21 protein-coding genes, 1 tRNA gene and 1 pseudogene are annotated in these 25722 nt (G+C 68.6%); 8 read left to right on the forward strand and 15 right to left on the reverse strand.

The annotated features are described in order from the left end of the window. Positions 1 to 57: 57 nt before the first annotated feature. Positions 58 to 930: pseudogene (locus AB1I47_RS05170) on the forward strand (ATP-binding protein); the annotation flags it as partial. On the opposite strand, the gene AB1I47_RS05175 reads toward AB1I47_RS05170, so the two are convergent. Next, complete coding sequence (locus AB1I47_RS05175; protein ID WP_354682699.1) at positions 872 to 1957, reverse strand: ABC transporter substrate-binding protein; 1086 nt, start codon at positions 1955 to 1957, stop codon at positions 872 to 874. The pseudogene AB1I47_RS05170 and the gene AB1I47_RS05175 overlap by 59 nt on opposite strands. Positions 1958 to 2184: 227 nt before the next feature. Between AB1I47_RS05175 and hemN the strand changes: the two genes are divergently transcribed. Continuing rightward, positions 2185 to 3663 (forward strand): oxygen-independent coproporphyrinogen III oxidase, encoded by a 1479-nt coding sequence (gene hemN, locus AB1I47_RS05180; RefSeq protein ID WP_354682700.1) that lies wholly within the window; start codon positions 2185 to 2187, stop codon positions 3661 to 3663. 74 nt (positions 3664 to 3737) lie between these two features. Here the strand turns inward: hemN and AB1I47_RS05185 are convergent, their stop codons facing one another. Continuing rightward, on the reverse strand, positions 3738 to 4637 hold the full coding sequence (locus AB1I47_RS05185) for a c-type cytochrome (RefSeq protein WP_354682701.1): 900 nt from the start codon (positions 4635 to 4637) through the stop codon (positions 3738 to 3740). Between the two features lie 462 nt (positions 4638 to 5099). On the opposite strand from AB1I47_RS05185, the gene AB1I47_RS05190 reads away from it, so the two are divergent. Further along, positions 5100 to 5175, forward strand: a tRNA-Arg gene (locus tag AB1I47_RS05190). A 91-nt stretch (positions 5176 to 5266) separates the two neighbouring features. Here the strand turns inward: AB1I47_RS05190 and arsH are convergent. Continuing rightward, on the reverse strand, positions 5267 to 6031 hold the full coding sequence (gene arsH, locus AB1I47_RS05195; RefSeq protein WP_354682702.1) for an arsenical resistance protein ArsH: 765 nt from the start codon (positions 6029 to 6031) through the stop codon (positions 5267 to 5269). 41 nt (positions 6032 to 6072) lie between these two features. Continuing rightward, entirely contained in the window at positions 6073 to 6402 is a 330-nt protein-coding gene (locus AB1I47_RS05200; RefSeq protein WP_354682703.1) for an ArsR/SmtB family transcription factor, read from the reverse strand. Between the two features lie 279 nt (positions 6403 to 6681). Here AB1I47_RS05200 and arfB point away from each other — a divergent pair, with 279 nt between their 5' ends. Continuing rightward, positions 6682 to 7086 carry an alternative ribosome rescue aminoacyl-tRNA hydrolase ArfB gene (gene arfB / locus AB1I47_RS05205; RefSeq protein ID WP_354682704.1) on the forward strand — a complete coding sequence of 135 codons (405 nt, stop codon included), beginning with the start codon at positions 6682 to 6684 and terminating at the stop codon, positions 7084 to 7086. On the opposite strand, the gene AB1I47_RS05210 is transcribed toward arfB, so the two are convergent. The 3 genes from AB1I47_RS05210 to AB1I47_RS05220 form a co-directional block, all read right to left on the reverse strand. Next, a complete protein-coding gene (locus tag AB1I47_RS05210) occupies positions 7083 to 8189 on the reverse strand; it encodes a GNAT family N-acetyltransferase (RefSeq protein ID WP_354682705.1) in 1107 nt (368 codons plus the stop codon). The two genes, arfB and AB1I47_RS05210, sit on opposite strands and share 4 nt — an antisense overlap. A gap of 99 nt (positions 8190 to 8288) precedes the next feature. Next, a complete protein-coding gene (gene htpX, locus AB1I47_RS05215; protein WP_354682706.1) occupies positions 8289 to 9167 on the reverse strand; it encodes a protease HtpX in 879 nt (292 codons plus the stop codon). A gap of 95 nt (positions 9168 to 9262) precedes the next feature. Next, complete coding sequence (locus AB1I47_RS05220; RefSeq protein WP_354682707.1) at positions 9263 to 9607, reverse strand: hypothetical protein; 345 nt, start codon at positions 9605 to 9607, stop codon at positions 9263 to 9265. A 259-nt stretch (positions 9608 to 9866) separates the two neighbouring features. On the opposite strand from AB1I47_RS05220, the gene AB1I47_RS05225 reads away from it, so the two are divergent. From AB1I47_RS05225 to AB1I47_RS05235, 3 genes are all read left to right on the forward strand, one after another. Beyond that, positions 9867 to 10322: a Cd(II)/Pb(II)-responsive transcriptional regulator gene (locus AB1I47_RS05225; protein WP_354682708.1), complete on the forward strand. Its 456-nt coding sequence runs from the start codon at positions 9867 to 9869 to the stop codon at positions 10320 to 10322. 528 nt (positions 10323 to 10850) lie between these two features. Then, the gene (rnk, locus tag AB1I47_RS05230; protein ID WP_354682709.1) at positions 10851 to 11288 is read left to right on the forward strand and encodes a nucleoside diphosphate kinase regulator; all 438 of its coding nucleotides are present in this window, start codon (positions 10851 to 10853) and stop codon (positions 11286 to 11288) included. A 260-nt stretch (positions 11289 to 11548) separates the two neighbouring features. Continuing rightward, positions 11549 to 11968 carry a hypothetical protein gene (locus AB1I47_RS05235; RefSeq protein ID WP_354682710.1) on the forward strand — a complete coding sequence of 140 codons (420 nt, stop codon included), beginning with the start codon at positions 11549 to 11551 and terminating at the stop codon, positions 11966 to 11968. Between the two features lie 138 nt (positions 11969 to 12106). On the opposite strand, the gene AB1I47_RS05240 is transcribed toward AB1I47_RS05235, so the two are convergent. The 7 genes from AB1I47_RS05240 to gcl form a co-directional block, all read right to left on the reverse strand. Continuing rightward, positions 12107 to 15277: an efflux RND transporter permease subunit gene (locus AB1I47_RS05240; protein WP_354682711.1), complete on the reverse strand. Its 3171-nt coding sequence runs from the start codon at positions 15275 to 15277 to the stop codon at positions 12107 to 12109. 422 nt (positions 15278 to 15699) lie between these two features. Further along, positions 15700 to 16566: a KPN_02809 family neutral zinc metallopeptidase gene (gene ypfJ / locus AB1I47_RS05245; protein ID WP_354682712.1), complete on the reverse strand. Its 867-nt coding sequence runs from the start codon at positions 16564 to 16566 to the stop codon at positions 15700 to 15702. 253 nt (positions 16567 to 16819) lie between these two features. After that, positions 16820 to 18283, reverse strand: a complete 1464-nt coding sequence (pyk, locus tag AB1I47_RS05250; RefSeq protein ID WP_354682713.1) for a pyruvate kinase — start codon at positions 18281 to 18283, stop codon at positions 16820 to 16822. 104 nt (positions 18284 to 18387) lie between these two features. Then, entirely contained in the window at positions 18388 to 19710 is a 1323-nt protein-coding gene (locus AB1I47_RS05255) for a glycerate kinase type-2 family protein (protein ID WP_354682714.1), read from the reverse strand. A 66-nt stretch (positions 19711 to 19776) separates the two neighbouring features. Further along, positions 19777 to 20691 (reverse strand): 2-hydroxy-3-oxopropionate reductase, encoded by a 915-nt coding sequence (gene glxR / locus AB1I47_RS05260; protein WP_354682715.1) that lies wholly within the window; start codon positions 20689 to 20691, stop codon positions 19777 to 19779. Between the two features lie 80 nt (positions 20692 to 20771). Next, a complete protein-coding gene (gene hyi / locus AB1I47_RS05265; protein WP_354682716.1) occupies positions 20772 to 21554 on the reverse strand; it encodes a hydroxypyruvate isomerase in 783 nt (260 codons plus the stop codon). A 129-nt stretch (positions 21555 to 21683) separates the two neighbouring features. Then, positions 21684 to 23468 (reverse strand): glyoxylate carboligase, encoded by a 1785-nt coding sequence (gene gcl / locus AB1I47_RS05270; protein ID WP_354682717.1) that lies wholly within the window; start codon positions 23466 to 23468, stop codon positions 21684 to 21686. Between the two features lie 295 nt (positions 23469 to 23763). Here gcl and AB1I47_RS05275 point away from each other — a divergent pair, with 295 nt between their 5' ends. Then, a complete protein-coding gene (locus AB1I47_RS05275; protein WP_354682799.1) occupies positions 23764 to 24507 on the forward strand; it encodes a hypothetical protein in 744 nt (247 codons plus the stop codon). Here the strand turns inward: AB1I47_RS05275 and AB1I47_RS05280 are convergent, their stop codons facing one another. Continuing rightward, positions 24508 to 25722, reverse strand: coding sequence for a M20 aminoacylase family protein (locus AB1I47_RS05280; RefSeq protein WP_354682718.1), 1215 nt, complete (start codon positions 25720 to 25722; stop codon positions 24508 to 24510).

Genomic DNA, 25722 nt, shown 5'->3' on the forward strand with positions numbered 1-25722 from the left:
GCGCGCGTACCTACCGCTGCGGTCCGCCTGGCGGCGGCAGCATCGCCCCGTGCGACGCGGGGACCGTGGCCGCCGCACATCGGCCTGCTGTTCCAGGTGGCCGCGATCGTGGCGGCCTCGTGGGGCGGCGCGCGGCTGCTGGCGCGACCGGTACAACAGCTCGCTCGCGGCGCCGGCCGGCTGGCGCAGGACGTCCATGCGCCGCCGCTCGACGAAAGCGCCGGCCCGGCGGAGGCGCGCGCCGCGGCGCAGGCGCTGAACCATATGCAGCAGCGCATCCGCGACCAGCTCGCGCAGCAGTCGCGCTTCCTGGCCGCGGTGTCGCACGATCTGCGCACGCCGCCGACGCGCATGAGCCTGCGCATCGAACGCATGGACGCCATCGACGGCAAGCAGGCCGGCGAAGTGCGCTACCGCCTGCGCCAGGACCTGGCCGAGATGAACGGCCTGATCGACGCCACGCTGTACTACCTGCGCGACCGCGACGAGGCCAGCGGCCCGCGCCAGCGCGTCGATGTGCTGGCGCTGCTCCAGGCGGTGGTCGACGATGCCGCCGAGACCGGCCATGAGGTCGCGTTGAGCGGCCAGGCGCAGCCGCTGCTGGCGAGCCCATCCGACCTGCGGCGCGCGGTGGTGAACCTGGTGGAGAATGCGCGGCGCTACGGCGGCGCGGCCAGCATCGTGCTGACCGACAGCCCGGAGCGCGTGCTGATCGATATCTGTGACGATGGCCCCGGCATCCCACCGGAAGAACTGCAGCGCGTGATGGAGCCGTTCTACCGCATCGAGTCGTCGCGCAGCCGCGCCACCGGCGGCGTCGGCATGGGCCTGTCGATCGCCGCGGACATCGCCACGCGCCATGGCGGCGAGCTCAAGCTGACCAACCGCCTGGAAGGCGGCCTGCGCGCGCGCCTGTCGCTACCGCGCGCCGCATCTCCGCCACGCCGCTGCCGCGCAGCCTCGCCAGCGCCCGCGCCAGCCACGCCGCGCCGATATAGCCCGCCAGCGTCGCCGGCGACGGCGGCTCGTCCAGGTACTGCTTCATGCGCGCCACGTGCTCCTTCACCACGCGCAGCGTGGCCTGCTGCGGGCCGGGCGCAATCTGCGTCAGCACCATGCCACCGTTGTAGCCACTACCCAGGATTTCACGCGCCGCGGTCGCGCTGACCGACGACAGCCCGACCAGGAAGCCGTACCAGCCCTGCGCCGCCAGCGCTCGGCCCAGGCCCGCGTAGGCCAGCGTGTCGCCGGCCACGATCACCGCGCCCGGGCGGGTCGCCGCGATGCGCCGCGCGGTGGCATCGGCGTTGCCGTCCAGCGGCACCGCGCGCGTGCCGGTCTGCGCCTCGAGCCGGCCCAGCCATTGCGCGCCTGACGCGTCGCCGGGCGCGAAATCGCCCGCCACCGCCAGCGCGATGCTGGTCAGGCCATAGCTGCGTAGCTGCTTGACCGCTGCGTCCAGCTCCGCCTGGTAATCGGCGCGGGTGAACCAGACGTTGTCGGCGGTCAGCGCCAGCCCCGACAGCGGCGCCACGATCTGCACGCCGCGCCGGTTCAGTTCGGCCGACGACGCCAGCGCCGGCAGCAGCCGGTCGCCGGGGCCGAACAGCAGCTCGGCGTGGTCGCCGTCGGCCAGCGCCACCGCCTGCGCCACCGCCCGGCGCGGGTCGGGATCGGCATCGCGCACCACGTGGAGGAAGCGCACCGCGCCGTTGCCGGCATTGACCGCATCGAACATCACCTTGGCCCCGGCCAGGTAGTCGCGCGCCAGGTCGGCCTGGGCGCCGGTGCGGTCGAGCAGGTGGCCGACCACCACGGTGCGGCGCGCGGGCGCCTGGGCATAGCCATGGACAGGCAGCGCCAGGCTGGCCGCGGCGGCAAGCAGCAAGCGGCGTTTGCTGGCGGAAGGCGGATGCGCATGGCCGGGCCGCGGGCTGGGCGACAGGAGGTGGGTCATCAGACGGAGCGGGAAAGGTGCGGAACAGGAACGAGCGAGGCGGGCGTTCGTGGGTCGCGCGCAGCGTAGCCGGTCCGCATGACACGGATGTGACGCACGGCCCCCACGGGCGAGTGGCCATCCGTGCGCCGCTGCGCCTTGCTCCGCCGCGCTTTGACGGCGGTCAACGCGCCGGCCGCGGCGCGGTCCTACGATGGGCCGTCATACAACCGATCCCCCGCGCCCCCATGAACCCGCCTGCCATGACTTCCCCTGCGCTCGACCGCCGCGCGCTGTCCGACTTCCGCGCACTGGCCGGCCGCATCGACGGCAACGGCCCCCGCTATACCTCTTACCCGACCGCCGACCGCTTCCGCAACGCCCCCGAGCTGTCGCTGTACCACGACGCGCTCGACGCCTGCCGCGCCGCGGCGCCGGCACCGCTGTCGCTGTACCTGCATATCCCGTTCTGCGAGAACATCTGCTACTACTGCGGCTGCAACAAGATCATCACCCGCGACCACGGCCGCAGCGCGCGCTACGTCAGCTACCTTGGCCGCGAGATGGCGCTGGTGGCCGACCGGCTCGGCACGCGCCGCCGCGTCATCCAGTCGCACTGGGGCGGCGGCACGCCGACCTTCCTCGATCCCGGCGAAATGCGCCGCGTGATGGCGCTCCTGCACCAGCATTTCGAGCTGCCGGCCGACGGCGAGCATTCGATCGAGATCGACCCGCGCCGCGTCGACCACGCACGCATGGCGCTGCTGGCAGAACTCGGCTTCAACCGCGTCAGCCTGGGCGTGCAGGATTTCGACCCCGAGGTGCAGCAGGCCATCCACCGCATCCAGCCATTCGAAGAGACCCGCGCCGTGGTCGACGCCGCGCGCGCCCTCGGCTTCCGCTCGGTCAGCCTGGACCTGATCTATGGGCTGCCGCACCAGACCGCGGCGCGCTTCGGCCGCACCATCGAACAGGTGCTGGCGCTGCGCCCAGACCGGCTCTCGGTCTACAGCTACGCCCACCTGCCGCATGCGTTCAAGCCGCAGCGCCGCATCGACGAGAACGCGCTGCCGCCCGCCGGCGAGAAGCTCGACATCCTGGTCTCGACCATCGAGCGGCTGACCGCGGCCGGCTATGTCTATATCGGCATGGACCACTTCGCGCTGCCTGACGACGATCTTGCGGTAGCCCAGCGCGAAGGGCGGCTGCAGCGCAATTTCCAGGGCTATTCGACGCACGCCGGCTACGACCAGATCGGGCTCGGCATCTCGGCGATCGGTGCGGTCGCGGGGCGCTACGTGCAGAACGCGCGTACACTGGACGACTACTACGGCGCGCTCGACGCGGGCCGGCTGCCACTGGCGCGCGGCGTGGCAATGAGCGCGGACGACCACCTGCGGCGCGAGATCATTGGCGACCTGATGTGCAACGGCGTGCTCGAGCTGCCGGCGCTGGAAGCCCGGCACGGCATCGATTTCCACCAGGACTTCGCGCCGGAGCTGGAGGAACTCGATCGCCTGGCAGCGGACGGCCTGGTGCAGCGCGAACCTGGCCGCATCACCGTAACGCCGCTGGGCCGGCTGCTGGTGCGGCGGGTGGCGATGGTGTTCGACCGCTACCTGCGCGAGGACGCAGCCCGCGCCCCTGATCCCGTTGCCGTGGCGGCCAACGACGGCGCCCAGCCGATCCGCATGGTGCCGCGGGCGCGCTATTCGCGCGTGGTGTAGCGCCTTCGCAGCAAGGCAGGGACGAAAAAAATGCCCGCGGTATCGCGGGCATTTTTTCTTTGGGGGCGGGGCGCTTACTTGGCAGCGTTGGCCATGTAGTCCGACGCGGCGATCACGTCGGCGTCCGGGCCGGCATAGCCACCCTTGGGCGGCATCACGCCCTTGCCCTTGAGCGCGAAGTTGTGGACCGTGTCCATGCCTTCCTTCAGGCGCGGCGCCCAGGCGGCCTTGTCGCCGAACTTGGGTGCACCGGCCACGCCGGCTGCGTGGCAGGCGGCGCAGACCTGCTCATAGACCTTCTTGCCAACCTCGGCCGACGCGGCTGCGGGGGCAGCGGCGGTCGTGGCCGCCGGTGCCGCGGCGGCAGCAGCGGCAGGCGCGGCCGGAGCCGGCGCAGCGGCAGCTGCTGCTGGTGCGGCAGCCGGTTCGGGAGCGGCGGCGGTCGTCGGCGCCGCGGCAGCCGGGGCCGCTGGCTCGGGGAACTTGGCGCCGCCAGCGTCGGCCATGTAGACCACGGCACGGGCCAGTTCGTAATCGGTGTAGTCGTCCGGGGTGCTGCCGGCACGCGGCGGCATCGCGCCCTTGCCGTTGATCACCGACTTCATCAGGCCTTCAAAGCCCTGGCCGATACGCGCGGTCCAGTCGGCAGCGGTGCCGTACTTGGGCGCACCCGCCGCGCCGGTGGCGTGGCAGGCGGCGCAGATTTCCTTGTAGACCTGCTCGCCCGTCTTGAACACGCGCGGCGCGTTGGGATCCTTGATTTCGAGCAACGCGACCGGCTTGATGCGGTCGTTGACGGCCTCGGCGGTGGTGGCCGAGCCGGCACCCTCGGTGGAGCCATGTCCGACAAAGTTGACCAGCAGGATGATCACGATGATCGGCACCAGGAAAGCCGCGATCACAACTGCGATCAGCTGCTTCGGCGTCTTGATGGGAGACTCGTGTTCGGGGTGTTCGTTGTGGACGTCGCTCATACAGAACTCTCAGTTTTGCAGGAAACCTTCTGGCCGCTCACGCTCGGCTTGCATTGTTCTGGCCTGGTCTGGCCATTCGCTGACCACCATCTGGCCCCATCCGGTCCGCTCGTTGCTGCCCGCGGCCCTTGCCTGACTTGGGTCTGTCGCTATTTGCGCGCTTCGGACTGTCTCCCGGACCGGGCTCCGATTGTCACCGACAACAAGCCATGCGACCTTGACCTCGGTCGACTGGCTGCGCCGCTGGCAACGGGCACGTTTTGACGCAAATAGCTGGCGATTATAGCGCCAAAGACCCCTTGCCAGTGCCCAAAAGCGGCGGTTGCGAGACGTTGCACGACGGCAATCGTGGACGCGCATGGACGGGGCCGGGTAAAAGCGGTATCCTATGCGACTTCTCAGCGGCGGCAATCGCCCGCCGCAACCGCTGTACCCGCAAAACCGGTTGCAAAACCGTCCTGTGCGCCCGTAGCTCAATGGATAGAGTACTGCCCTCCGAAGGCAGGGGTTGCTGGTTCGATCCCAGCCGGGCGCGCCAAAATTTCCTTCGTATGTGATGTGATGGCCGCGGCCACGCCGTTGGCGATGGCCGGGATGCGACTGCGCGTCACGCGTATGCGCGCCAGACGCTACTGGACTTCGCCTTCGTCCGTATCCTCAGCCGCCGCCTGCGGTTCATGCGCCATCGCCGCCGCGGCCAGCGATGCCGCCACAATCGGCATCGCCTCCTTGCGCTCGCTGTACCGGTCGGTCAGGTAGTCCGAGCGGTCGCGCACCAGCAGCGTGAACTTGACCAGTTCCTCCATCACGTCGACCACGCGGTCGTAGTACGACGACGGCTTCATGCGGCCTTTGGCGTCGAACTCCTGGTAGGCCTTGGGTACGGACGACTGGTTCGGGATGGTGACCATGCGCATCCAGCGGCCGAGCACGCGCAGCGCGTTGACGGCGTTGAACGACTGCGAGCCGCCGCAGACCTGCATCACCGCCAGCGTGCGGCCCTGGGTCGGGCGGATGCCGCCGCTTTCCAGCGGCAGCCAGTCGATCTGGTTCTTGAGCACCGCGGTCAGCGTGCCGTGGCGTTCGGGGCTGCACCAGACCTGGCCTTCGGACCATTCGGACAGCTTGCGCAGCTCGGCCACCTTGGGATGGTCGGCCGGCACGCTGTCGGTCACGGGCAGGCCGTGCGGATCGAAGACCCGGGTCTCGGCGCCGAAATGGCGCAGGATGCGTTCGGCTTCGAGGGTCAGCAAGCGGCTGTAGGAGGTCTCGCGCAACGAGCCGTACAGCAGCAGGATGCGGGGCGCATGCGTGCTGGCGCGCTGCGGACGCAGCTTGTCTTCGGTGGGCGTGTCGAGCAGCGACAGCGTGACGTTGGGCAGGTCGGCAGCCATCAGCGCACCCCGTGGTAGATCGTGACAGACATGGTTTGGGCTCAGTTTGCCGGGGCCGTGGCGCAGGGCCTGGCCGGCGAGCAAGGGTTGCCGCCGCAGCAGTTCTCGGTCAGGAAGCCGAGCAGGGCGTTCATGGCTTCAAAGCGCGCGGTGTAGATCACCGACCGTCCTTCCTGCCGGCTGGCCACCAGGCTGGCGCGATGCAACTCCTTCAGGTGAAACGACAGCGACGAGGCGGGCACCTGCAGCAGTGCGGCGATCTGGCCGGCCGGCATGCCTTGGGGGCCAGCCTGGACCAGCGCGCGGAATACCGTCAGGCGGGAGGCGTGCGCGAGTGCGGCAAGAGCTTCGATGGCTTGGTTGGATTCCATTGCTTCGACTTTATTCGAAATATCAAAAGAAGGCAAATACGGCGCGGAAGCTTAATCCGGCCACTGAAAACTTTCACCACGCGAGGCGCGCCGTGGTGCTTTGCGGTGCTGCTAGAGGCACCCGGTATGGCGGCGCGATGGTGTATGCGCAGCGGCTGACCGGCGACGCCGCCGCCAGCCCCATCGTCACGCAGCGCGGCACGCGCCACCAGCTCACCTACGGCATGGGCCTTGCGTACGCGTGGCGTTAGTGGATAAGTGCCTTGCTATGATGCAGCCATGACCGACGACCTCGTCATCCCCCATCACGAATACCTGATCACCGCGATCCGCGCGCAGGGCGCGGGCGGCCAGAACATCAACAAGGTGTCCAATGCCGTGCACCTGCGCTACGACGTGCGCGCGTCGTCGCTGGCGCCCGACCACAAGGAGCGGCTGCTGGCGCTGCACGACCACCGCATTACGCGCGACGGCGTGGTGGTGATCAAGGCCCAGCAGTTCCGCAGCCTCGACCAGAACCGCGACGAGGCGGTGCGGCGGCTGCACGAGCTGGTGCGCAGCGTGGCCACGCCGCCGCGCGTGCGCCGGGCCACGCGGCCTACGCTGGCATCGCGCCAGCGGCGGCTGGAAAGCAAGAGCCAGCGCAGCCAGGTCAAGGCGCTGCGCAGCCGGGTCGTCGACTAGGTGCCGGTGCGGCGCGACTCTGCAGTCGCGGACATCGCAACCTCATGGCAAGTTTGCGCCAGCGGCGGCCCGAAGCGCGCGCCGGGGCGCCGGTAGGCCGGAAAGAAGCCATCGAGGCGGGCCAGCGTGCCCCGGTCGCCGCCGGACAGCGCCACGTAGCGATCGGCGTCGACCACCAGCCGCTGGGTCCGGAACACGTGCGTATCCGGCGAGAAGCCGCGCTTGAACTCATACAGCGAGTCGTGGGACGAGCCCAGTCCGCCGCCGAGGTGCAGGTAGTGCATGCCATGGATGCGGCCCCATTCGCGCGCGGCGTGGATCAGGGTCTTGGTCGGCTGGCGGTGGCGATAGTCCCAGTCCCAGCCGGACAGGTGGTACTGCATGATGCCGGTGCCGCGCGCCACGGTGAACAGCGCCGAGCCGATCACGCAATCGCCCTCCTCGGCCACGAACAGCAGCAGGTCGTCGCCCAGCCCGCGCACCAGCGTGCGGTAGTACTGGGCATCGAAGAAGTAATACGGCGACGCGTCCAGCCGCGTCATGGTGTGGTTGTAGAGCTCGATAAAGCGCGGCAGCGTGGCGAAGTCGCGGTCCAGCCGCGCGGTCACGCCTGCGCGCCGGGCGCGGTTGATGCCCAGCTTGTGGCGCGCCTGCGTTTCCTGCCACAGCCGCTGGGCGCTCTTGGTGAGATCGACGGATACCGTCCCGGCATGCTCGACCACTTGCCCCAGCCGGCTGTGCCAGTCGGCATTGAGCAGCGGATGCAGGCGGATAAACCACGACACGCAGCCGTGCTTGCGCAGCAGCGCGATCCCCGCGGCCAGCGCGGCATCGGCAAAGCCGGCGGGCGCGCCGCTGCTCAGCACGGGGCCGGCGTAGCCGTAGGCGGAAGAGGCGTCCCAACTGCCGGCGGCAAGCGGGCGGCGCACCAGCGGCACCAGCAGCCGGTGCTCGCCCTGGGTCACCAGCACCGCCGCGGCGCTGCCGTTGTCGCTGCGCTCGGCGGCGCTGTGCCAGCCGGGCGTGTGGTGGCAGTCATGCCGACATCGCGCCAGCGTGTCGCGCCACGCGGCACTTGCCGGTTCCAGCAGGCTCGATTGCATCGAAGCCTCCCTGTGTCAGTGTGCCGGCGCCGCGCGGGATGGCCGCGGCGCCGGTGCGTCGGTTGCGCGGCCTGCGTTGCTGACTTCGCGGTTCGGGCCTCAGCGCGCGGACTGCAGCGCGGCAATGCGCTGCTCGATGGGCGGGTGGCTCGAGAACAGCGCCAGCCACGACTTGCCGCCGGCAATGCCCATCGCCTGCATGTTCTGCGGCAGGCCATCCGGCTCCAGGCCGCCGAGGCGGCGCAGCGCCGACACCATCGGCGCGGGCGTTCCCATCAGGCCGGACGCGCCGGCGTCGGCGCGGAATTCGCGGCGGCGCGAGAACCAGGCCACGATGATGCTGGCCAGGATGCCGAACACGATTTCGCAGACCACCACCGTGACCATGTAGCCGATGCCCGGGCCGCTCGATTCCTCGTCGTTCTTGCGCAGCATCGAGTCGACGAAGTAGCCGACCACGCGCGCCAGGAAGATCACGAACGTATTGACCACGCCCTGGATCAGCGTCAGCGTCACCATGTCGCCGTTTGCCACGTGCGCGACCTCGTGCGCCAGCACCGCCTCGACCTCATCGTGCGACATCGACTGCAGCAGGCCGGTGGATACCGCCACCAGCGAGCTGTTCTTGGTCGCGCCGGTGGCGAAGGCGTTGGGTTCGCCTTCGTAGATGGCCACTTCCGGCATCGGCAGGCCGGCGCGCTGCGCCAGCTTCTCGACGGTCTGCATCAGCCACAGCTCGGTGCTGGTGCTGGGATGGGTGATCACCTGCGCGCCGGTCGACCACTTGGCGATGGTCTTGGACATGAACAGCGAGATAAAGGCACCGCCGAAGCCCATCAGCGCGGCGAACACGAGCAGGGTGCCCAGGTTCAGGCCGTTGGCGGTCAGGTAGCGGTTCACCCCGAGGACGCTGGCGGTGATGCTGAGGACGAGCATGACGGCGAGGTTGGTCGCCAGGAAAAGCAATACGCGTTTCATGAGTGTGTGGTGGGACAGTACGACGGAAAGAGGCGGGCGAGCCGCAGGCGCGTGCCGCACGCGAAGGTGCGGCACGCAGGAACGGGCGGACGGCGTCAGCCGCGCGGCGGGCGCGGCAGCAGCGGCAGGTCCGGTTCGGGCAGCGGGGCGCCGGCATAGCGCGGCGGTCCGGTGCGGCCCGACCAAGCTGCGAGGTGGAAGGCCGGCGCAGGCAGAAGCTGCTCGGCAAGGTCGGCGCCGGGCTGAAGCTGCGGCTCGGCGACTTCGGAAGCGGGCGACGACAGCTGGCCGGGAGCGGCCCAGTCGGCTTTATCGGCCTTCTCGGCCTGGGCCGCGCCGCGCGCATCGGTCGCAACGGGCGCGGCGAGTGCGTCGGCCCCGGTCGCTACGGCGTGCGCGATCGACTCCGCCCAGCCTGGCAGGGGCAGGCAGGCAAGCATCAGGACCAGCAGAAGTAGCCGGAGGGAGCGCACGCGAGGACGGCTTGTCAGTTAAGTGTTCAAGGAATTCTACAGGATGCTCTGCAGCGCCGGCGTCCGGCATGAGCGATAGCCCACCATGTGCAACCAGAGCGTGTAAGGCACCTGACGATGCGACCGTGTGGCGCATACGCCATGACTGCACACGTTGCCAGACTGGCCTACACTATCCGTGAACCCTGTAGCGGTTACAGGGATGGTCTTGCCAAAGAGGACACCTATGCGCATTGGCGAACTTTCCCGTACTAGCGGCTGCGACGTCGAGACCATCCGCTACTACGAACGCGAAGGGCTGCTGGACGCGCCGCGGCGCGAGGCCAACGGCTATCGCCGCTATGACGACGGCCACCTGGTGCAGCTCAACTTCGTGCGGCATTGCCGCTCGCTCGGCATGAGCCTGTCCGACGTGCGCCGCTTGCGCGAGTTCGAGCGCAACCCATCGCAAGACTGTGACGATATCAACACGCTGCTCGACCGCCAGATCGCGCAGATCCACGCCCAGCGCGTGGCGCTGGAGGCGCTCGAAGGGCAGTTGCGCGCGCTGCGCGAGACCTGCCACCATCACCAGCCCGCCAGCGCATGCGGCATCCTGCAGAACCTGCAGCAGGCCGCGGCCGGCGCCGGCTGCGAATGCCATCCGGACTCCCACGATGCCGGCCATGCCGCCAACGGGTGAGGCGAGCACTGGCGCCGCTGTGCTAGCATGGCCCTATCCGTGATCGCGCGTGACCGCACCACAGCAGTGCACGGACCCTGGCAGCAGCCATCGTAGTGCGCCATGACTTACGATGCTGGCCCGTCCAGACAACGCACCGCCTGCCGTTTCCCACTATCCAGTCTTTCCCGCGTGACCATGCCTGATCGCCTGACGCCGCTGAACGACGTGCCTGCCCGCTTGCCGCGGACCGGCCACCTGCGCGCGTCCGCCCTCGCCATGGCCACCGCCCTGCCTCAGCGCGCGCCGCGCGCGATGTCTCCCCGCCGGATCAGCGCACCGCCTGATTCCGCCCGGTTCCCAGCCTGATTCGTCTCCCAACGCGGGGCCCGGGCCGAACCGGGCCCGAGCCAGCGTTTTCCGTTGTTGCCGGCCATCGCCGGATCCGTTGATGTCTGCGCAGCAGCGCAGAGCCAAGACCTGATCGCGCCCCCGCCGGCCCCAAGCCGCCGCCGGCCGCGCCAACCCTTATTTGCCGGAGGACCCGCCATGACGGCCACCCAAGCCAAGACCACCGCGGCGACGAACAACGCCGCCCTGTACCTGACCGAACTCGACGTGACCCGCCTGGAGCGCATCGCCAGCCGCGCCGGCTCGGCTCAGCTCGAAGAGATGCTCGATGGCCTGCTGGCGCGCGCCACCATCGTCGCGCCCGACGAGATTCCGACCGACGTGGTCACGATGAACTCGCGCCTGGCGTGCACGCTGCCCGGCGAGGACACGCCGCGCCACTGGACCCTGGTGTACCCGGACGCCGCCGACTTCGACGCCGGCCAGCTGTCCGTGCTGTCTCCGGTAGGCCAGGCGCTGCTGGGCGCGCGCGCCGGGCAGACCGTCAGCTACCGGCTGCCCGACGGTCGCGAGCAGCAAGTGACGATCGCCGGGATCGATTTCCAGCCCGAAGCCAGCGGCCAGTACACGCTCTGAGCCCGTGCCAGCGCGTGCCGCCGTTGCCACCTGACGGCCGGCGGCGGCACGTATCGCCGGCGATCCGGGGACACCATTCATCGGCAAGCCAGTCGTTTCACGACTCGCAACTCACCATTCGTCGCAGCGGTATTTCTGCTGGCGAGGACTGTGACTAATCTTCAATCCGTGCTCGCATCGCAACATCCGATTGCGCGAGCGGCCGGAGCCTCAAGCCGGTCACATACCAAGAAAGCCGAAATCAGTTGAAGGAGTCCCAAATGATCGCCAGACGTATCCTTGGTGGCGCGCTCGTGTTCGCGGCAGTTGCCGCGTCCGCGGCTGCGTTGGCTGCCCCCGCCGCCAGCAAGGTCGGCAAGTTCGATGTGTACGCCGATGCGCTGCGCGCTGGCAAGTACGATGTCTACACGGACGGTGCCAAGCAAGGCAAGTTCGACACCTACACCGACGGTGCCCGTACCGGCCGCTTCGACACGTTCTCGGAAGGCTCGCGCACTGGTGGCAAGTTCGACACCTTCAGCGAAGGCACGCATACCTTCAGTGGCGAGATCTCCAAGCAAGGCAAGTTCGATACCTTCAGCGAAGGCACCCACACCGGCGCCTTCAGCGGCGAGATTGCCGACCGTGCGCTGGACAACTCGCGCAGCGGTGACGGCTCGCTGTACGGCTATCGCGTCTGACACTCACGGGTCTTCTGCATGACCCAGGCGGCCACTGCGGTGGCCGCAAGTTTTCTCTCCCGCCTGCCCGGCCGACCTCCTCCTCCTTCTCTCTTCGCCTGGCAGGCGATTTTTCCTTCCTGATCGAGCGCGTGCCCATCATGCCGATGATGCGGGCGTAGCCTCGCTGCGATTCTCCACTGCCTCATCCGGCTGCATGCGCGGCAACCTGCGCGCGATCGCCGCATAGAGCAGCGGCACCGCCAGCGTCCCCAGCACTGTCGCTCCCAGCATGCCACCGAGCACGCCGGTACCGACTGCCTGCTGCGCGCCCGCGCCGGGGCCGGTGCTGATTGCCAGCGGCACCACGCCCAGCACGAAAGCCAGCGACGTCATCACCACCGGCCGCAGCCGCTGCCCTGCCGCGCGGGTGGCGGCTTCAACGATGCCCATCGCACCGGCCCCCGCCTCCGCACCCGCACTAGCGCGTCGCAACTGCTCGGCATATTCGACGATCAGGATCGCATTCTTTGCGGCCAGCCCCATGATCACCACCACGCCCACCTTGAAATAGACATCGTTGGGCATGCCGCGCAGGAAGATCGCCGCCGCCGCACCCATCAGCCCGGTCGGCACGATCGCGATCACCGCCAGCGGCAGCGTCCAGCTTTCATACAACGCCACCAGGCACAGGAAGATAAACAGCAGCGACAACGCGAACAGCCACGGCGCCTGCGTGCCGGTCTGCTGCTGCTCGAAGGCGCGGCCCGTCCAGCGCACGTCGTACCCGGGGCCGAGCTCGCGCACCAGCTTTGTCAAGCGCTCCATCGCCGCGCCGGTGGTGTAGCCGGGCGCCACCTCGGCATTGATGCGCACCGAGCTGAAACCGTCGAAGCGCTCCAGCGTGACCTCGCCGCGCCCCCATTCCAGCGAGGCGAATGCCGCCAGCGACACCATCGCACCCTGCGCATTGCGCACATGCACGCGCGCGAGCTGGTCGGGGTGCATGCGGAACGGCGCATCGGCCTGCAGGATCACGCGCCGCACGCGGCCTTCGCGCGCGACCTCGTCGATATAGCGCGAGCCCAGGGTGGCCGACAGCGTGTGGTGGATGGTGTCCGCATCGACGCCGAATGCCTCGGCCTTGCGGTAGTCGATCTTCAGGTCCAGCGCCGGCACCGGCTGCCCGGTGGTGGCGCGCACCTCGCCCAGGACGGGATCCTGTTTCGCGCGCTCGATCAGCTTGTCGCGCGCGCCAAGCAGCGCCTCGCGTCCCACCGGCTGGCGCGCGACCAGCCGCATGTCGAGGCCGCCGATGCTGCCCAGCTCAGGCAATGCCGAACTGTTGTAGGCGAAGAGCTGCGCCGCGCCGCGGCCGGGCCACGTTTCCAGTCCCGCCGACAACCGCGCCAGCACCGCCTGCGCGGTGTCCTTGCGCCCGCGCGCTTTCCAGTCGGTCAGGCCGATGAAGAGGCTGGCACGCTGCTCGCCGCTGCCGCCGCTGGACCAGCCCATCACCGCGAAATTCGAATGCACGGGAAAGCGCTGCGCCTGCATCCATTGCTCCAGCTCCGCCACCAGCCGGCGCGTATCGGCCTGCGTGCTGCCAGCCGGCAGTTCGATATCGACCACGATCTCGCCGGTGTCTTCTTCGGGCAAAAAGCCGCTCGGCATTTTCCACAGCGCGTAGCCGCACGCCAGCGTCAGCGCCAGGTACACCGCCAGCCAGCGCATCCGCCTGCGTTGCAGCGCCTGCACCCAACCGGCGTAGCGTTCGGTGAACGCGGCAAAGCGCCTATCGAACCACGCCAGCGGCCCGCGCGCCGGTGCCGCGCGATGGCGCAGCAGGCTGGCGCACATCGCCGGCGCCAGTGTCAGCGCAAAGAACAGCGAGAATGCGAGCGACACTGCCAGCGTCACCGCGAAATGCCGGTAGATCACGCCCACCGCGCTGCCGAAGAACGCCATCGGCACGAACACCGCGCACAGCACCAGCGTCACCGCCACCAGCGCACCCGAGACCTCGCGCATCGAACGCGCCGCGGCCTGCATCGCACCGACGCCGTCGCTGCGCATGATGCGCTCGACGTTCTCGACCACGACGATGGCATCGTCCACCAGGATGCCGATTGCCAGCACCACGCCGAACAGCGTGATCACGTTCAGCGACAGCCCCAGCGCATACAGGCACGCGACCGTGCCCAGCAGCGACACCGGCACCACGATGCACGGGATCAGCGTGGCGCGCAGGTTGCCGAGGAACAGATACAGGATCAGGAACACCAGCACCGTGGCTTCGGCCAGCGTCAGCAGCACGCGCGAAATCGACGCCTGTACGAAGGTGGCGCCGTCGTACGAGATCTCGTAGCGCACGTCGCCCGGGAAGCCGCGGCTGGCTTCTTCGAGCGCGGTGCGTACGATGCGCGAGGTCTGCAGCACGTTGGCGCCGTCGGCAAGCTTCAGGCCGATGGACGCGGCGTTATGCGTGTTCAGCGTGGAGGCGTAGCGATAGTCGCTGGCGGCCAGTTCGACCCGCGCCACGTCGCGCAGCAGCACGGCCGAGCCATCGGTGGCCGCGCGCACGACGATGCGGCCGAACGCCTGCGCATCGCTCATCGGCGCGGGCGGACGCACGATCGCCTGGAACGGCTGTCCCGGCACCGCCGGCGCCGCGCCGAGCTGGCCCGGCGTCACGTTGCCGTTGCGCGCGCGGATCGCGGACTCGACCTCGGCGGTGGTCAGGTTGAAGGCGTTCAGCTTGTCGGGATCGAACCAGATCCGCAGCGCATATTCGGCGCCATACGGTTCGGCCTTGCCGATGCCGGGCAGGCGGCGCAGCAGCGGCAGCACCGAACCCGCGGCGAAGTCGCCGAGCGCGGTTTCGTCGAGCTGGCCGCTGTCCGACACCAGCGATACATACATAAAGGCGCTGCTGCTGGCCTGGTCGACATAGACGCCGCCGCGCCGCACCGCTTCCGGCAACAACGGCTCGGCCTGCGCCACGCGGTTGCGCACATTGACCTGCGCGAGCTGCGGATCGGTGCCCTGGCGAAAGCCCAGTGTCACGGTGGCGGTGCCGCCCTCGCTGCTGGAATCGAGATAGAGCAGGCCGGGGATGCCGTGCATCTGCTGCTCCAGCACCGCGGTGACGCGGTCTTCCACCGTGCGCGCGGACGCGCCCGGGTAATCGGCATAGATGATCACCGTCGGCGGCGCCACCGCCGGGTACTGGGCGATGGGGATGCGGTTCAGGGCCACCAGGCCCGCCACCACGGTCAGGATGGCCAGCACCCAGGCAAACGCCGGGCGCTTCAGGAAAAACGACGCCATGTCAGGTCAGGGCTGGCACGGGCGCACGGCAGCAGAAGATCGGCCGTGGCTCCGGTGCGGTTGGAACGGAACGGCTTGGGTGGAGACGCCGCAATGGACAGCGAGCGGCAAGCGGCTGCGACAGACGCCGCGGCAGGCTGCGCGGCGATGGCACTGGTGATGTCTGGCAGCGCCGGGGTGTCGGTTTGCCGATTCAGTCAGGGAGCACGTGGCTCGCGGACCGGGGCCGGCGCTTACCGCAGCGCGTGATGGGCGCTTGCGGTCTCGCCCGGCGCTGCGGCAGGAAGGATCGATGACGATCGGTGCCGGCGTCTGGCCGTCGTACTGCGGCCTTGGCGGCGATTATAGACAGGGAAGGGGGCCCGGACAACGCGAACGTCACATTACCGGTACCCCTCTGGCGTCGGGGGTAGGGTGGCTGTTTAGAGGTCGCGCGAGGCGAAGGTGTCGCACTTGCGGATATCGCCCGACTCGACGCCGCGGCGCAGCCAGCGCACGCGCTGCTCGCTGGAGCCGTGCGTAAAGGCTTCCGGCACGACATAGCCTTGCGACTGGCGCTGCAGCCGGTCGTCGCCGATCGCGGCGGCGGCCTTCAGGCCTTCCTCGATATCGCCCGGTTCCAGCAGTTGCTGGTTGGCGCGCTGCGCGGTGGCGGCCCACACGCCGGCGAGGCAATCCGCCTGCAGCTCCATGCGCACCGACAACTGGTTGGCCTGCGCCTCGCCCATGCGGCGGCGCGCGGCGTCGACCTTGTCCGAAACCCCCAGCAGGTTTTGCACATGGTGGCCGATCTCGTGCGCGATCACATACGCCTGCGCAAAGTCGCCGCTGGCGCCGAAGCGCCGGCGCAGCTCGTCATAGAAAGCCAGGTCGATATAGACCTTCTGGTCGCCGGGACAGTAGAAGGGGCCCATCGCCGATTGCCCGGTGCCACAGGCGGTGGGCGTGGCGCCGGAGAACAGCACCAGCGTCGGCGGCGCATAGCGGCGGTTCAGCTCGGTCTCGAAGATGTGCTGCCATGTCCGCTCTGTATTGCCCAGCACCTTGCGCGTGAAGACCGTCATCTGGTCTGTCGCCGGCGGGCGGTTGACCTGCTGTTGCTGCGGCTGGCCGGACCCTTGCAGCACCGATGCGCCCTGCATGATCAGCATCGGGTCGATGCCGAAGAAGTACGACGCGGCCAGCGCGATGATGACCGTACCGATGCCGATCGACTTGCCGCCCAGGCCGCCGAATCCGCCGCGGCGGTCTTCAACGTGCTGGCTTTCGGCTTCGTCATCTAGGCGCATTTTGGGAGGCTCCGGGTGCAAAAAGTGATGAGGGTGGCCGCGGGGGCCGGGTGGAAGTCAGTATAGCAATGGGGGATTGGGGGAATGACGTGATCGAGCCCGCCGGGCACCCAGTCGGTTCGCATAAAAAAACACCACCTGCCCGCCCTGGAGTCGGGCCATGCAAGTGGTGTGCGGCAAAACAAAAAGAAACCGGGCTCGCGCCCGGTTCCGTCAGTGCCTGAACGTCCCGGGACGGAACGCGTTAGCGGCGCTAGGCGAGGGCGGCGTCGCGCACAGTCGGCGTGGCGGCCACGGCGCTGGCGCCGACCTCGGCCACGCGCAGCAGGTTGGTCGTGCCGCCCTGGCCAAACGGCATGCCCGCGGCAATGGTGATCTGGTCACCCGGCGCGGCGTAGCCTTCCACCAGCGCCGCGCGCGTGGCGGCTTCCACCATCTCGTCGACGCTCTGCACATCGGGGCTCACGGTGGAGTGGATGCCCCAGGCAATCGCCAGCCGGCGAGCGATCTCGAGGTTCGGCGTGATGCTGACGATCGGCGCGCACGGCCGCTCGCGCGCGGCGCGCAGCGCGGTGGCGCCCGACGAGGTGTAGGTCACCGTCGCGGCCGCGCCGATGATCTGCGTGACTTCGCGCAGCGCCGCGCAGATCGCATCCTGGCGCGTGTTCAGCGGGGTTTCGTGCTGTGCGTCGAGCAGGTTGCGGTACAGCGGGTCACGCTCCACCTCGGTAACGATGCGGTTCATCATCGACACCGCCGGCACCGGGTAACGGCCGTTGGCCGACTCCGCCGACAACATCACCGCATCGGCGCCTTCATAGATGGCGCTGGCCACGTCCGACGCTTCGGCGCGTGTCGGCACCGGCGAGTCGATCATCGATTCCAGCATCTGCGTGGCGATCACCACGGGTTTGCCGAGCTGGCGGCATACGCGCAGGATGCGCTTCTGCACACCGGGCACGCGCTCGGGCGGCAGTTCCACGCCGAGGTCGCCGCGCGCCACCATCACCGAATCCGACACGCGCACGATTTCTTCGAGCTGCTGCAGCGCGGCCGGTTTCTCGATCTTCGACAGGATGCCGGCACGGGTGCCGACGATCTCGCGCGCCTCGACGATATCGGAGGGGCGCTGCACGAACGACAGGCCGATCCAGTCGGCGCCCAGCGCCAGCGCGAAGTCCAGGTCCTTGCGGTCCTTCTCGGTCAGCGCGGGGATGGGGATTACGGCGTCGGGCACGTTCACGCCCTTGCGGTCGGACAGCGTGCCGTTATTGACCACGCGCGTGGTGATGGTGCCGCCGGACACCGCTTCGATCGCCAGGCGCACCTTGCCGTCGTCGATCAGCAACGACTGGCCGGGCTGCGCAGCCTGGAACAGCTCGGGATGCGGCAGGTAGACGCGCGTGCCGTCGCCCGGCGTGGGATCGCTGTCCAGCACGAACACATCGCCCGTGCGCACTGCCACCTTGCCGGCGGCGAAGGTGCCGATGCGCAGCTTGGGGCCTTGCAGGTCGGCCAGCACGGCGATGGGCCGGCCGGTCTCGGCTTCGACCTGGCGCACCGCGTCGTAGCGCGCGCGATGGTCCTCGTGCGTGCCGTGGCTGAAGTTGAGCCGGAACACGTCCGCGCCGGCCTCGAACAGCGCGCGGATCACCGCGATGTCGGTGCTGGCGGGGCCGAGCGTGGCAACGATCTTTGCTTTGCGCTGGCGTCTCATGATGTCTCCTCTTCCATTCTCGGTGCGGCGCGTGGCGCCGCGAGTCGTTTGGTACTGCCTTGTTCGAATCTGGCTCGCCCCCGCTTGCGCGGTGACGAAGTCGGTCAGCGAATCAAAATCGCGCGGAAGTCGTTCACGTTGGTACGGGTCGGCCCGGTGACGATCAGGTCGTCCAGCCCGGCAAAGAAGCCATAGCCGTCGTTGTTATCGAGATGGGCGCGCGCAGACAGGCCGCGCGCGGCGGCGCGGGTCAGCGTGTCGGGCGACAGCAGGGCGCCGGCGTTGTCTTCCGAGCCGTCGATGCCATCGGTATCGCAGGCAATCGCATGCACGCCGGCGAGGCCGTCGAGCGCCACCGCCAGCGACAGCAGGAACTCGGCATTGCGCCCGCCGCGGCCCTTGCCGCGCACGGTCACTGTGGTCTCGCCGCCGGACAGCAGCACGCACGGCTTGCTGAACGGCTGGCCGCGCTGCGCGACCTGGCGCGCGATCGCGGCGTGGACTTCGGCCACCTCGCGCGCTTCGCCCTCGATGCAGTCGGACAGGATGTGGGCTTCATAGCCCAGCTCGCGCGCACGCGCGGCGGCGGCTTCGAGCGATTGCTGCGCGGTAGCCAGCGTCGCGCTGCGGTGGCCGGCGAAACGGGCATCGCCGGGCTTGGGGGTTTCACCGGCACCGCTCTCCAGATGCGCACGCACATTGGCCGGCACGTCGATGCCGTATTTGGCAATCACCGCCAGCGCATCGGCGCAGGTAGTCGCGTCGGCCAGCGTCGGGCCGCTGGCGATCAGCGTGGGGTCATCGCCGGGAATATCGGAAATCAGCAGCGTCTCGACGCGCGCGGGCGCGCAGTGCAGCGCCAGGCGGCCGCCCTTGAGCGCGGACAGGTGCTTGCGCACGCAGTTCATTTCGCCGATGCTCGCGCCGCTCTTGAGCAGCGCCTTGTTGACGGCCTGCTTGTCGGCCAGCGAAATGCCCTCGGCAGGCGCGGCCAGCAGCGCCGAGCCGCCGCCGGAAATCAGGCACAGCACCAGGTCGTCAGAGGTCAGGCCCTGCACCAGTTCCACCATCCGTTGCGCGGCGCGCGCGCCGGCTTCATCGGGCACAGGGTGGGCGGCTTCGACAACCTCGATGCGCGTGCAGTCGGCCCCATGGCCGTAGCGCGTCACCACCAGCCCCGACAGCTCGCCTTGCCAGTTCGCCTCCACGGCCTGCGCCATCGCGGCCGCGGCCTTGCCGGCGCCGATCACCACGGTGCGGCCCTTGGGCGGCGCGGGCAGGTGCGGCGGCAGGCAATGGCTGGCGCTGACGGCGCCAACCGCGGTATCGAACAGGTCGCGCAGCAGCGCGCGGGGATTGAGCTGTCCGGGATCGGCTGCCGTGCGCTGGGGCGACAGCAGGGCGGCTTGGGGTTCGGTGACGAGCATGAAGAGTCCTGGAACTGACGGGGAAAGCGTGTCGTCCCCGCGGGGCGGGGACGACGTTGGTGCTGCTTACTTGGCGATCTGGTGGTTAGACATGATCTCGATCGCGCGGCACAGGGCCGAGTGGTCCTGCTTGCCGAGGCCGTTGGCGGAACAGGTGTTGAACAGTTCCTGCGCCGTGGCGGTGTTGGGCAGCGCCACACCCAGCGCCTTGGCACCCTGCAGCGCCAGGTTCAGGTCCTTCTGGTGCAGCTCGATGCGGAAGCCCGGATCGAAGGTGCGCTTGACCATGCGCTCGCCGTGCACTTCCAGGATGCGCGAAGCCGCAAAGCCGCCCATCAGCGCCTGGCGCACCTTGGCCGGATCGGCGCCGGCCTTGGAGGCGAACAGCAGGGCTTCGGACACGGCCTGGATGTTCAGCGCGACGATGATCTGGTTGGCCACCTTGGTGGTCTGGCCGTCGCCGTTGCCGCCCACCAGCGTGACGTTCTTGCCCATCAGGTCAAAGAGCGGCTTGACCTGGTCGAACGCTTCCTGCGGGCCGCCGACCATGATGGTCAGCGAAGCAGCCTTGGCGCCCACTTCACCGCCCGACACCGGCGCGTCCAGGTACGAAGCGCCCAGCTTGTTGATGCGCGCGGCAAAGTCCTTGGTGGCGATCGGCGAGATCGAGCTCATGTCGACCACGATCTTGCCGTAGCTGGCTTCCTTGCCCGCGGCCTTCAGCGCGGCGGCCACGCCCTTGTCGGCAAACAGCACCGCTTCCACGTGCGGGGTGTCCGGCACCATGATGACGATGATGTCGGCACGCTTGGCGACTTCTTCCGCGCTGGTGCAGACGGTCACGCCTGCATCGACCAGCGCTTGCGGGGCCGGGTTGACGTCATGCACGAACAGCGTGTGGCCGGCGGCGCGCAGGTGGCCCGCCATCGGTGCGCCCATGATGCCCAGGCCGATGAAGCCGACGTTGCGATTGGTTGCCATTGTGGTGTCTCCTTGTATGAGATTAAGTCTGTCTTGATTGGCGTAGGTGGTAACGGGTTACCGCAGGGTTACCGCAGCGGTCACTGCACGCCGTGCGCGGCGCGCCAGCCCAGCCCGGCCTCGGTGGTGGTCTTCGGCTTGTACTCGCAGCCGATCCAGCCGGTGTAGCCGATCTCGTCCAGGAACTTGAACAGGAACTGGTAGTTCAGCTCGCCCGTGCCGGGCTCGTTGCGCCCGGGGTTGTCTGCCAGCTGCACATGCTTGATCTTCGGCAGGTTGGCCTTGATGGTGTTGGCAATCTCGCCCTCCATCCGCTGCATGTGATAGATGTCGTACTGCACGTACAGATTGGGCGCGTTGACCTGCGTGATCAGGTCCAGCGCCTGCTGCGTGCGCGACAGGAAGAAGCCGGGGATGTCGAAGGTATTGATCGGCTCGACCAGCAGGTCGATCTGCTCGGCAGCCAGTGCGCCGGCGGCGAAACGCAGGTTCTCCACCAGCGTCTCCTGCGCCTGCTCGCGCCTGACGTTCTGCGGCAGGATGCCGACCAGGCAGTTCAGCTGGCGCACGCCCAGCACCCTGGCGTATTTGATGGCCTCGCCCACGCCGTCCTGGAATTCGCCCACGCGATCCGGATGGCAGGCAATGCCGCGCTCGCCCGCTTCCCACTTGCCCGCCGGCAGGTTGTGCAGCACCAGGTCGAGCTGGAAGCGATTCAGCCGGTCAGCGATCTGGTCCGCATGGAACGCATAGGGAAACAGGAATTCCACGCCGCGGAAGCCCGCGCGCGCGGCGGCTTCGAAGCGGTCGAGAAAACCGACTTCGTTGAACAGCATGGTCAGGTTGGCCGCAAGTTTGGTCATGTGTCATCTCCTGTGACTTGGTTTTTGTTCGTCGTTCCCGCGCAAGCGGGAACCCGGTGTCTTTGAAAGACACCGGATCCCCGCTGGCGCGGGGATGACGTGCTGGTCCTGCAGGGGGCGGGAAGGGTCTTACGCCGTTTCCACTTCTTCGTTGAGGATGGCCTCGTCCGCTTCCTCGATATCCTCGATCGGCTCGAATTCGTTGATGTTGTCGATTTCGGTGCCCATCGCGATATTGGTCACGCGCTCCAGGATCACCTCGACCACCACCGGCACCGAGAACTCGGCCATCAGGTCGCGTGCTTCGGCAAAGGCGGGAGCGATGTCTTCGGGCTTGAACACGCGGATCGCCTTGCAGCCCAGGCCCTCGACCACCTTGACGTGGTCCACGCCGTAGCCGTTCAGCTCAGGCGCGTTGACGTTGTCGAACGCGAGCTGCACGCAGTAGTCCATCTCGAAGTTGCGCTGCGCCTGGCGGATCAGGCCGAGGTAGGAGTTGTTCACCACCACGTGGATGTACGGCACCTTGAACTGCGCGGCCACGGCCAGTTCTTCGATCATGAACTGGAAGTCGTAGTCGCCCGAGATCGCCACCACATCCGAATCCGGCGAAGCGGTCTTCACGCCGATCGCGGCGGGAATCGTCCAGCCCAGCGGGCCGGCCTGGCCGCAGTTGATCCAGTGGCGCGGCTGGTTGACCGACAGGAACTGCGCAGCAGCGATCTGCGACAGGCCGATGGTGCTGACATAACGCACGTCGCGCGGGAAGTACTGGTTCATCTCGCGGTACACGCGCTGCGGCTTGACCGGCACGTTGTCGAAGTCGCTCTTGCGCTGCATGGTGCGGCGGCGCTTCTGCACGTCGGCGACCCACGCCTTGCGGTTCGGCAGGCGGCCGGCCATCTTCATTTCGCGGGCGACTTCGACGAACAGCTCCAGCGCGGCCTTGGCGTCGGACACGATGCCCAGGTCCGGACCGAACACGCGGCCGATCTGGGTGGGCTCGATATCGACATGCACGAACTTGCGGCCCTTGGTGTAGACATCGACGCTGCCGGTGTGGCGGTTGGCCCAGCGGTTGCCGATACCCATCACGAAGTCCGAGGCCAGCAGCGTGGCGTTGCCATAGCGGTGCGAAGTCTGCAGGCCGACCATGCCGGCCTGCAGCGGATGGTCGTCGGCCAGCACGCCCCAGCCCATCAGCGTCGGCACCACCGGCACGTTGACCAGCTCGGCGAACTCGACCAGCAGCTCAGACGCGTTGGCGTTGATCACGCCGCCGCCGCAGACGATCAGCGGGCGCTCAGCGGCGTTGAGCATGGCGATGGCCTTCTCGATCTGGGCGCGCGAGGCGGCCGGCTTGTACGGCTGCAGCGACTGGTAGGTCTCGGGATCGAATTCGATCTCGGCGACCTGCACGTCGAACGGTAGGTCGATCAGCACCGGGCCCGGGCGGCCCGAGCGCATGATGTGGAACGCTTGCTGGAACACCTGCGGCACCAGCGCCGGCTCGCGCACGGTCACGGCCCACTTGGTCACGGGCTTGGCGATCGATTCGATATCGACGGCCTGGAAGTCTTCCTTGTACAGGCGCGCGCGCGGGGCCTGGCCGGTGATGCAGAGAATGGGGATCGAATCGGCCCAGGCCGAGTACAGGCCGGTGATCATGTCGGTGCCGGCGGGGCCCGAGGTGCCGACGCAGACGCCGATATTGCCCGGCTCGGCACGGGTGTAGCCCTCGGCCATGTGCGAGGCGCCCTCGACGTGGCGGGCCAGCACGTGGCTGATATTGCCCGACTTGCGCATCGCCGAGTAGAACGGGTTGATGGCGGCGCCGGGCACGCCGAACGCCGTGGTCACGCCTTCCTTCTCCAGCACGGCAATGGCCGCGTCGATTGCTCTCATCTTCGCCATGATCTTTGTCTCCAGTTAGCGGTGGGATTTCTGTTGGAGACGATCCTATGCCCGCAGCGGGGTGGGATAAACAGAAGGACGATCAGTTGATTCGATACCTGGCGTAAGCAATCTGGCCTTGGAAGCCGTATCGGACCGTCCGCGATGGCACGCCGGTGTATGCAATGGAATATCTGTTGTGCCGCTCGGGCCACACAGCGCAGCGGTGGGTACGCTTGGCCAGCGGCAGCATGCCGACTATCCGGCACGTCGATGTGCGGCGAAAATGTCGGCATTCCTCGCCCTCGCGCCGACCATGTATTCCAGGCTGCCGTCCACCTTCGAACTGCTTGAAGCGCTCAGCGCGTCGCCGCCAACGCCGGCAGCCGACGATCCGCCGCCGCCCAACCGCCTCGCGCGTGGGCTCTGGCTCGGCTTTGTCGTCGCGCTGGTCGCGATGCTGCTGAGTGGCGGGGCGCTGGCGGTGTGGCGGCTGTGGCTGAAGCACCCCGTGCCGCCGTGGTCGCTGGGCGTGCTCGAGGCGCAGCTGGCGCTTTCCGCCGCCTGCTATGTCGGCGCCGGACTCGCACGTGCCGGCACGGTGCTGGGCCGGTTGCGTCATCCGCTGCGCTGGCAGGCCAGCGAAATGGACCGGCACAGCGCCGCCGAGGATGCGCTGCTGCGCCAGCTCGCGCGCATTCCACCGCTGCAGCTGCAGGCGCGACAGCGGCGCGTGGTGTTGCAGTTGCGGCTGTGGGAAAGCGCCGCGCGTACCGTGGCGCTGCTGCTGGCGCTGGCGCCGGCCGCGGTGGTGGTCGCCAGCGCCTGGCGTCCGCTGCCGCGGCAGGAGGCGGTCGGGGCGCTGCTTTGGCTTTACGGCGTGATGGTCGTCATCGGCGCGGCGTTCTACCTTTACCTGCACGTGCAATGCAGCCGGCCGCTGCGGCGGCTGGCGCATGTGCTGGGCGAGGCGGCGCAGATGAATGCGGAGCTGGGCGCGCGACGGTCCCGGCGCGCCGGCGCAACGCCCCAGGCCGTCGCGCCACAGGCTGAAAGCTGATCAGGCCGCCACGAGGTAAGTCTGCACCAGCCGCACCCAGGCTGCCGCGCCCAGCGGCAGCACCGCATCGTTGAAGTCGTAGCCGGGGTTATGCACCATGCAGCCGCCGAACTCGCCTTCGCCATTGCCCAGGATCAGGTAGCAGCCGGGCACCGCATTCAGCATCCAGGCAAAGTCCTCGCTGCCGTTCAGGCCCTTGGGCGCCTGCGTGACGACGTTGTCGGCGCCGACCAGTTCGGTGCAGACGCGCTGCGCCAGCTGCGTCTCAGCCTCGGCATTGACCATCGGCGGCGTCAGCTGGCGGTAGTCGATGTCGGCGGCGACGCCATGCGCCTGCGCCGTCAGCGCCACGATCTCGCGGATGCGCTGCTCGACCAGTGCGCGCGTGTGGGGAGTGGCCGCTCGCACGTTGAGGCCGAGCGTCACGGATTCGGGAATGACATTGTGCGTGGCGCCGCCGCGGATAAAGCCGACCGACACCACCGCGGTGTCGTCGGGCGCGACATTGCGCGCCACCACGGTCTGCAGCGCGGTAACGATCGCAGCCGCGGCGGCGATCGGATCGCGTGCGCGGTGCGGCATCGCGCCGTGCCCGCCCACACCCCGGATAGTCACGTCGGCGACATCCGACGACAGGCTCACCGGCCCCGGCAACACGCGGAAGGTGCCGGCGGCCACGCCCGGCATGTTGTGCAGCGCGAAGATCGCATCGCACGGGAAGCGCTCGAACAATCCGTCCTCGATCATCGCGCGCGCGCCGCACAGGTTCTCTTCATCGGGCTGGAAGATCAGGTTGAGCGTGCCGTTGAAGTCGGCCTTGTCGGCGATCGCCTTGGCCGCGGCCAGCAGGATAGCGGTATGGCCGTCGTGGCCGCACGCGTGCATCTTGCCGTGCGCGCGGCTGGCATAGGGCAGGCCGGTGGCTTCGACGATCGGCAACGCATCCATGTCGGCGCGGATGCCCAGGCGCCGCGTGCCGCTGCCGCGCCTGAGCTGCCCCACCACGCCGCTCCTGCCGATGCCGGTGTGCACTTCGTATCCCCACTCGGACAGCAGCGTGGCCACCAGCTTGCTGGTAGCGCCCACTTCGAAGCCGAGCTCAGGCTGTGCGTGGATCTGGCGGCGGATGCCGACGAAGGTTTCGATGTCGATGTCGATGGCGGGCAGCAGATGCGGCAGGTACTGGAACGGCTTGAGTGTCGGGGCACGGGTCAT

Source organism: Cupriavidus necator (assembly GCF_040578825.1).
In the GTDB taxonomy this organism is placed as follows: domain Bacteria; phylum Pseudomonadota; class Gammaproteobacteria; order Burkholderiales; family Burkholderiaceae; genus Cupriavidus; species Cupriavidus necator_E.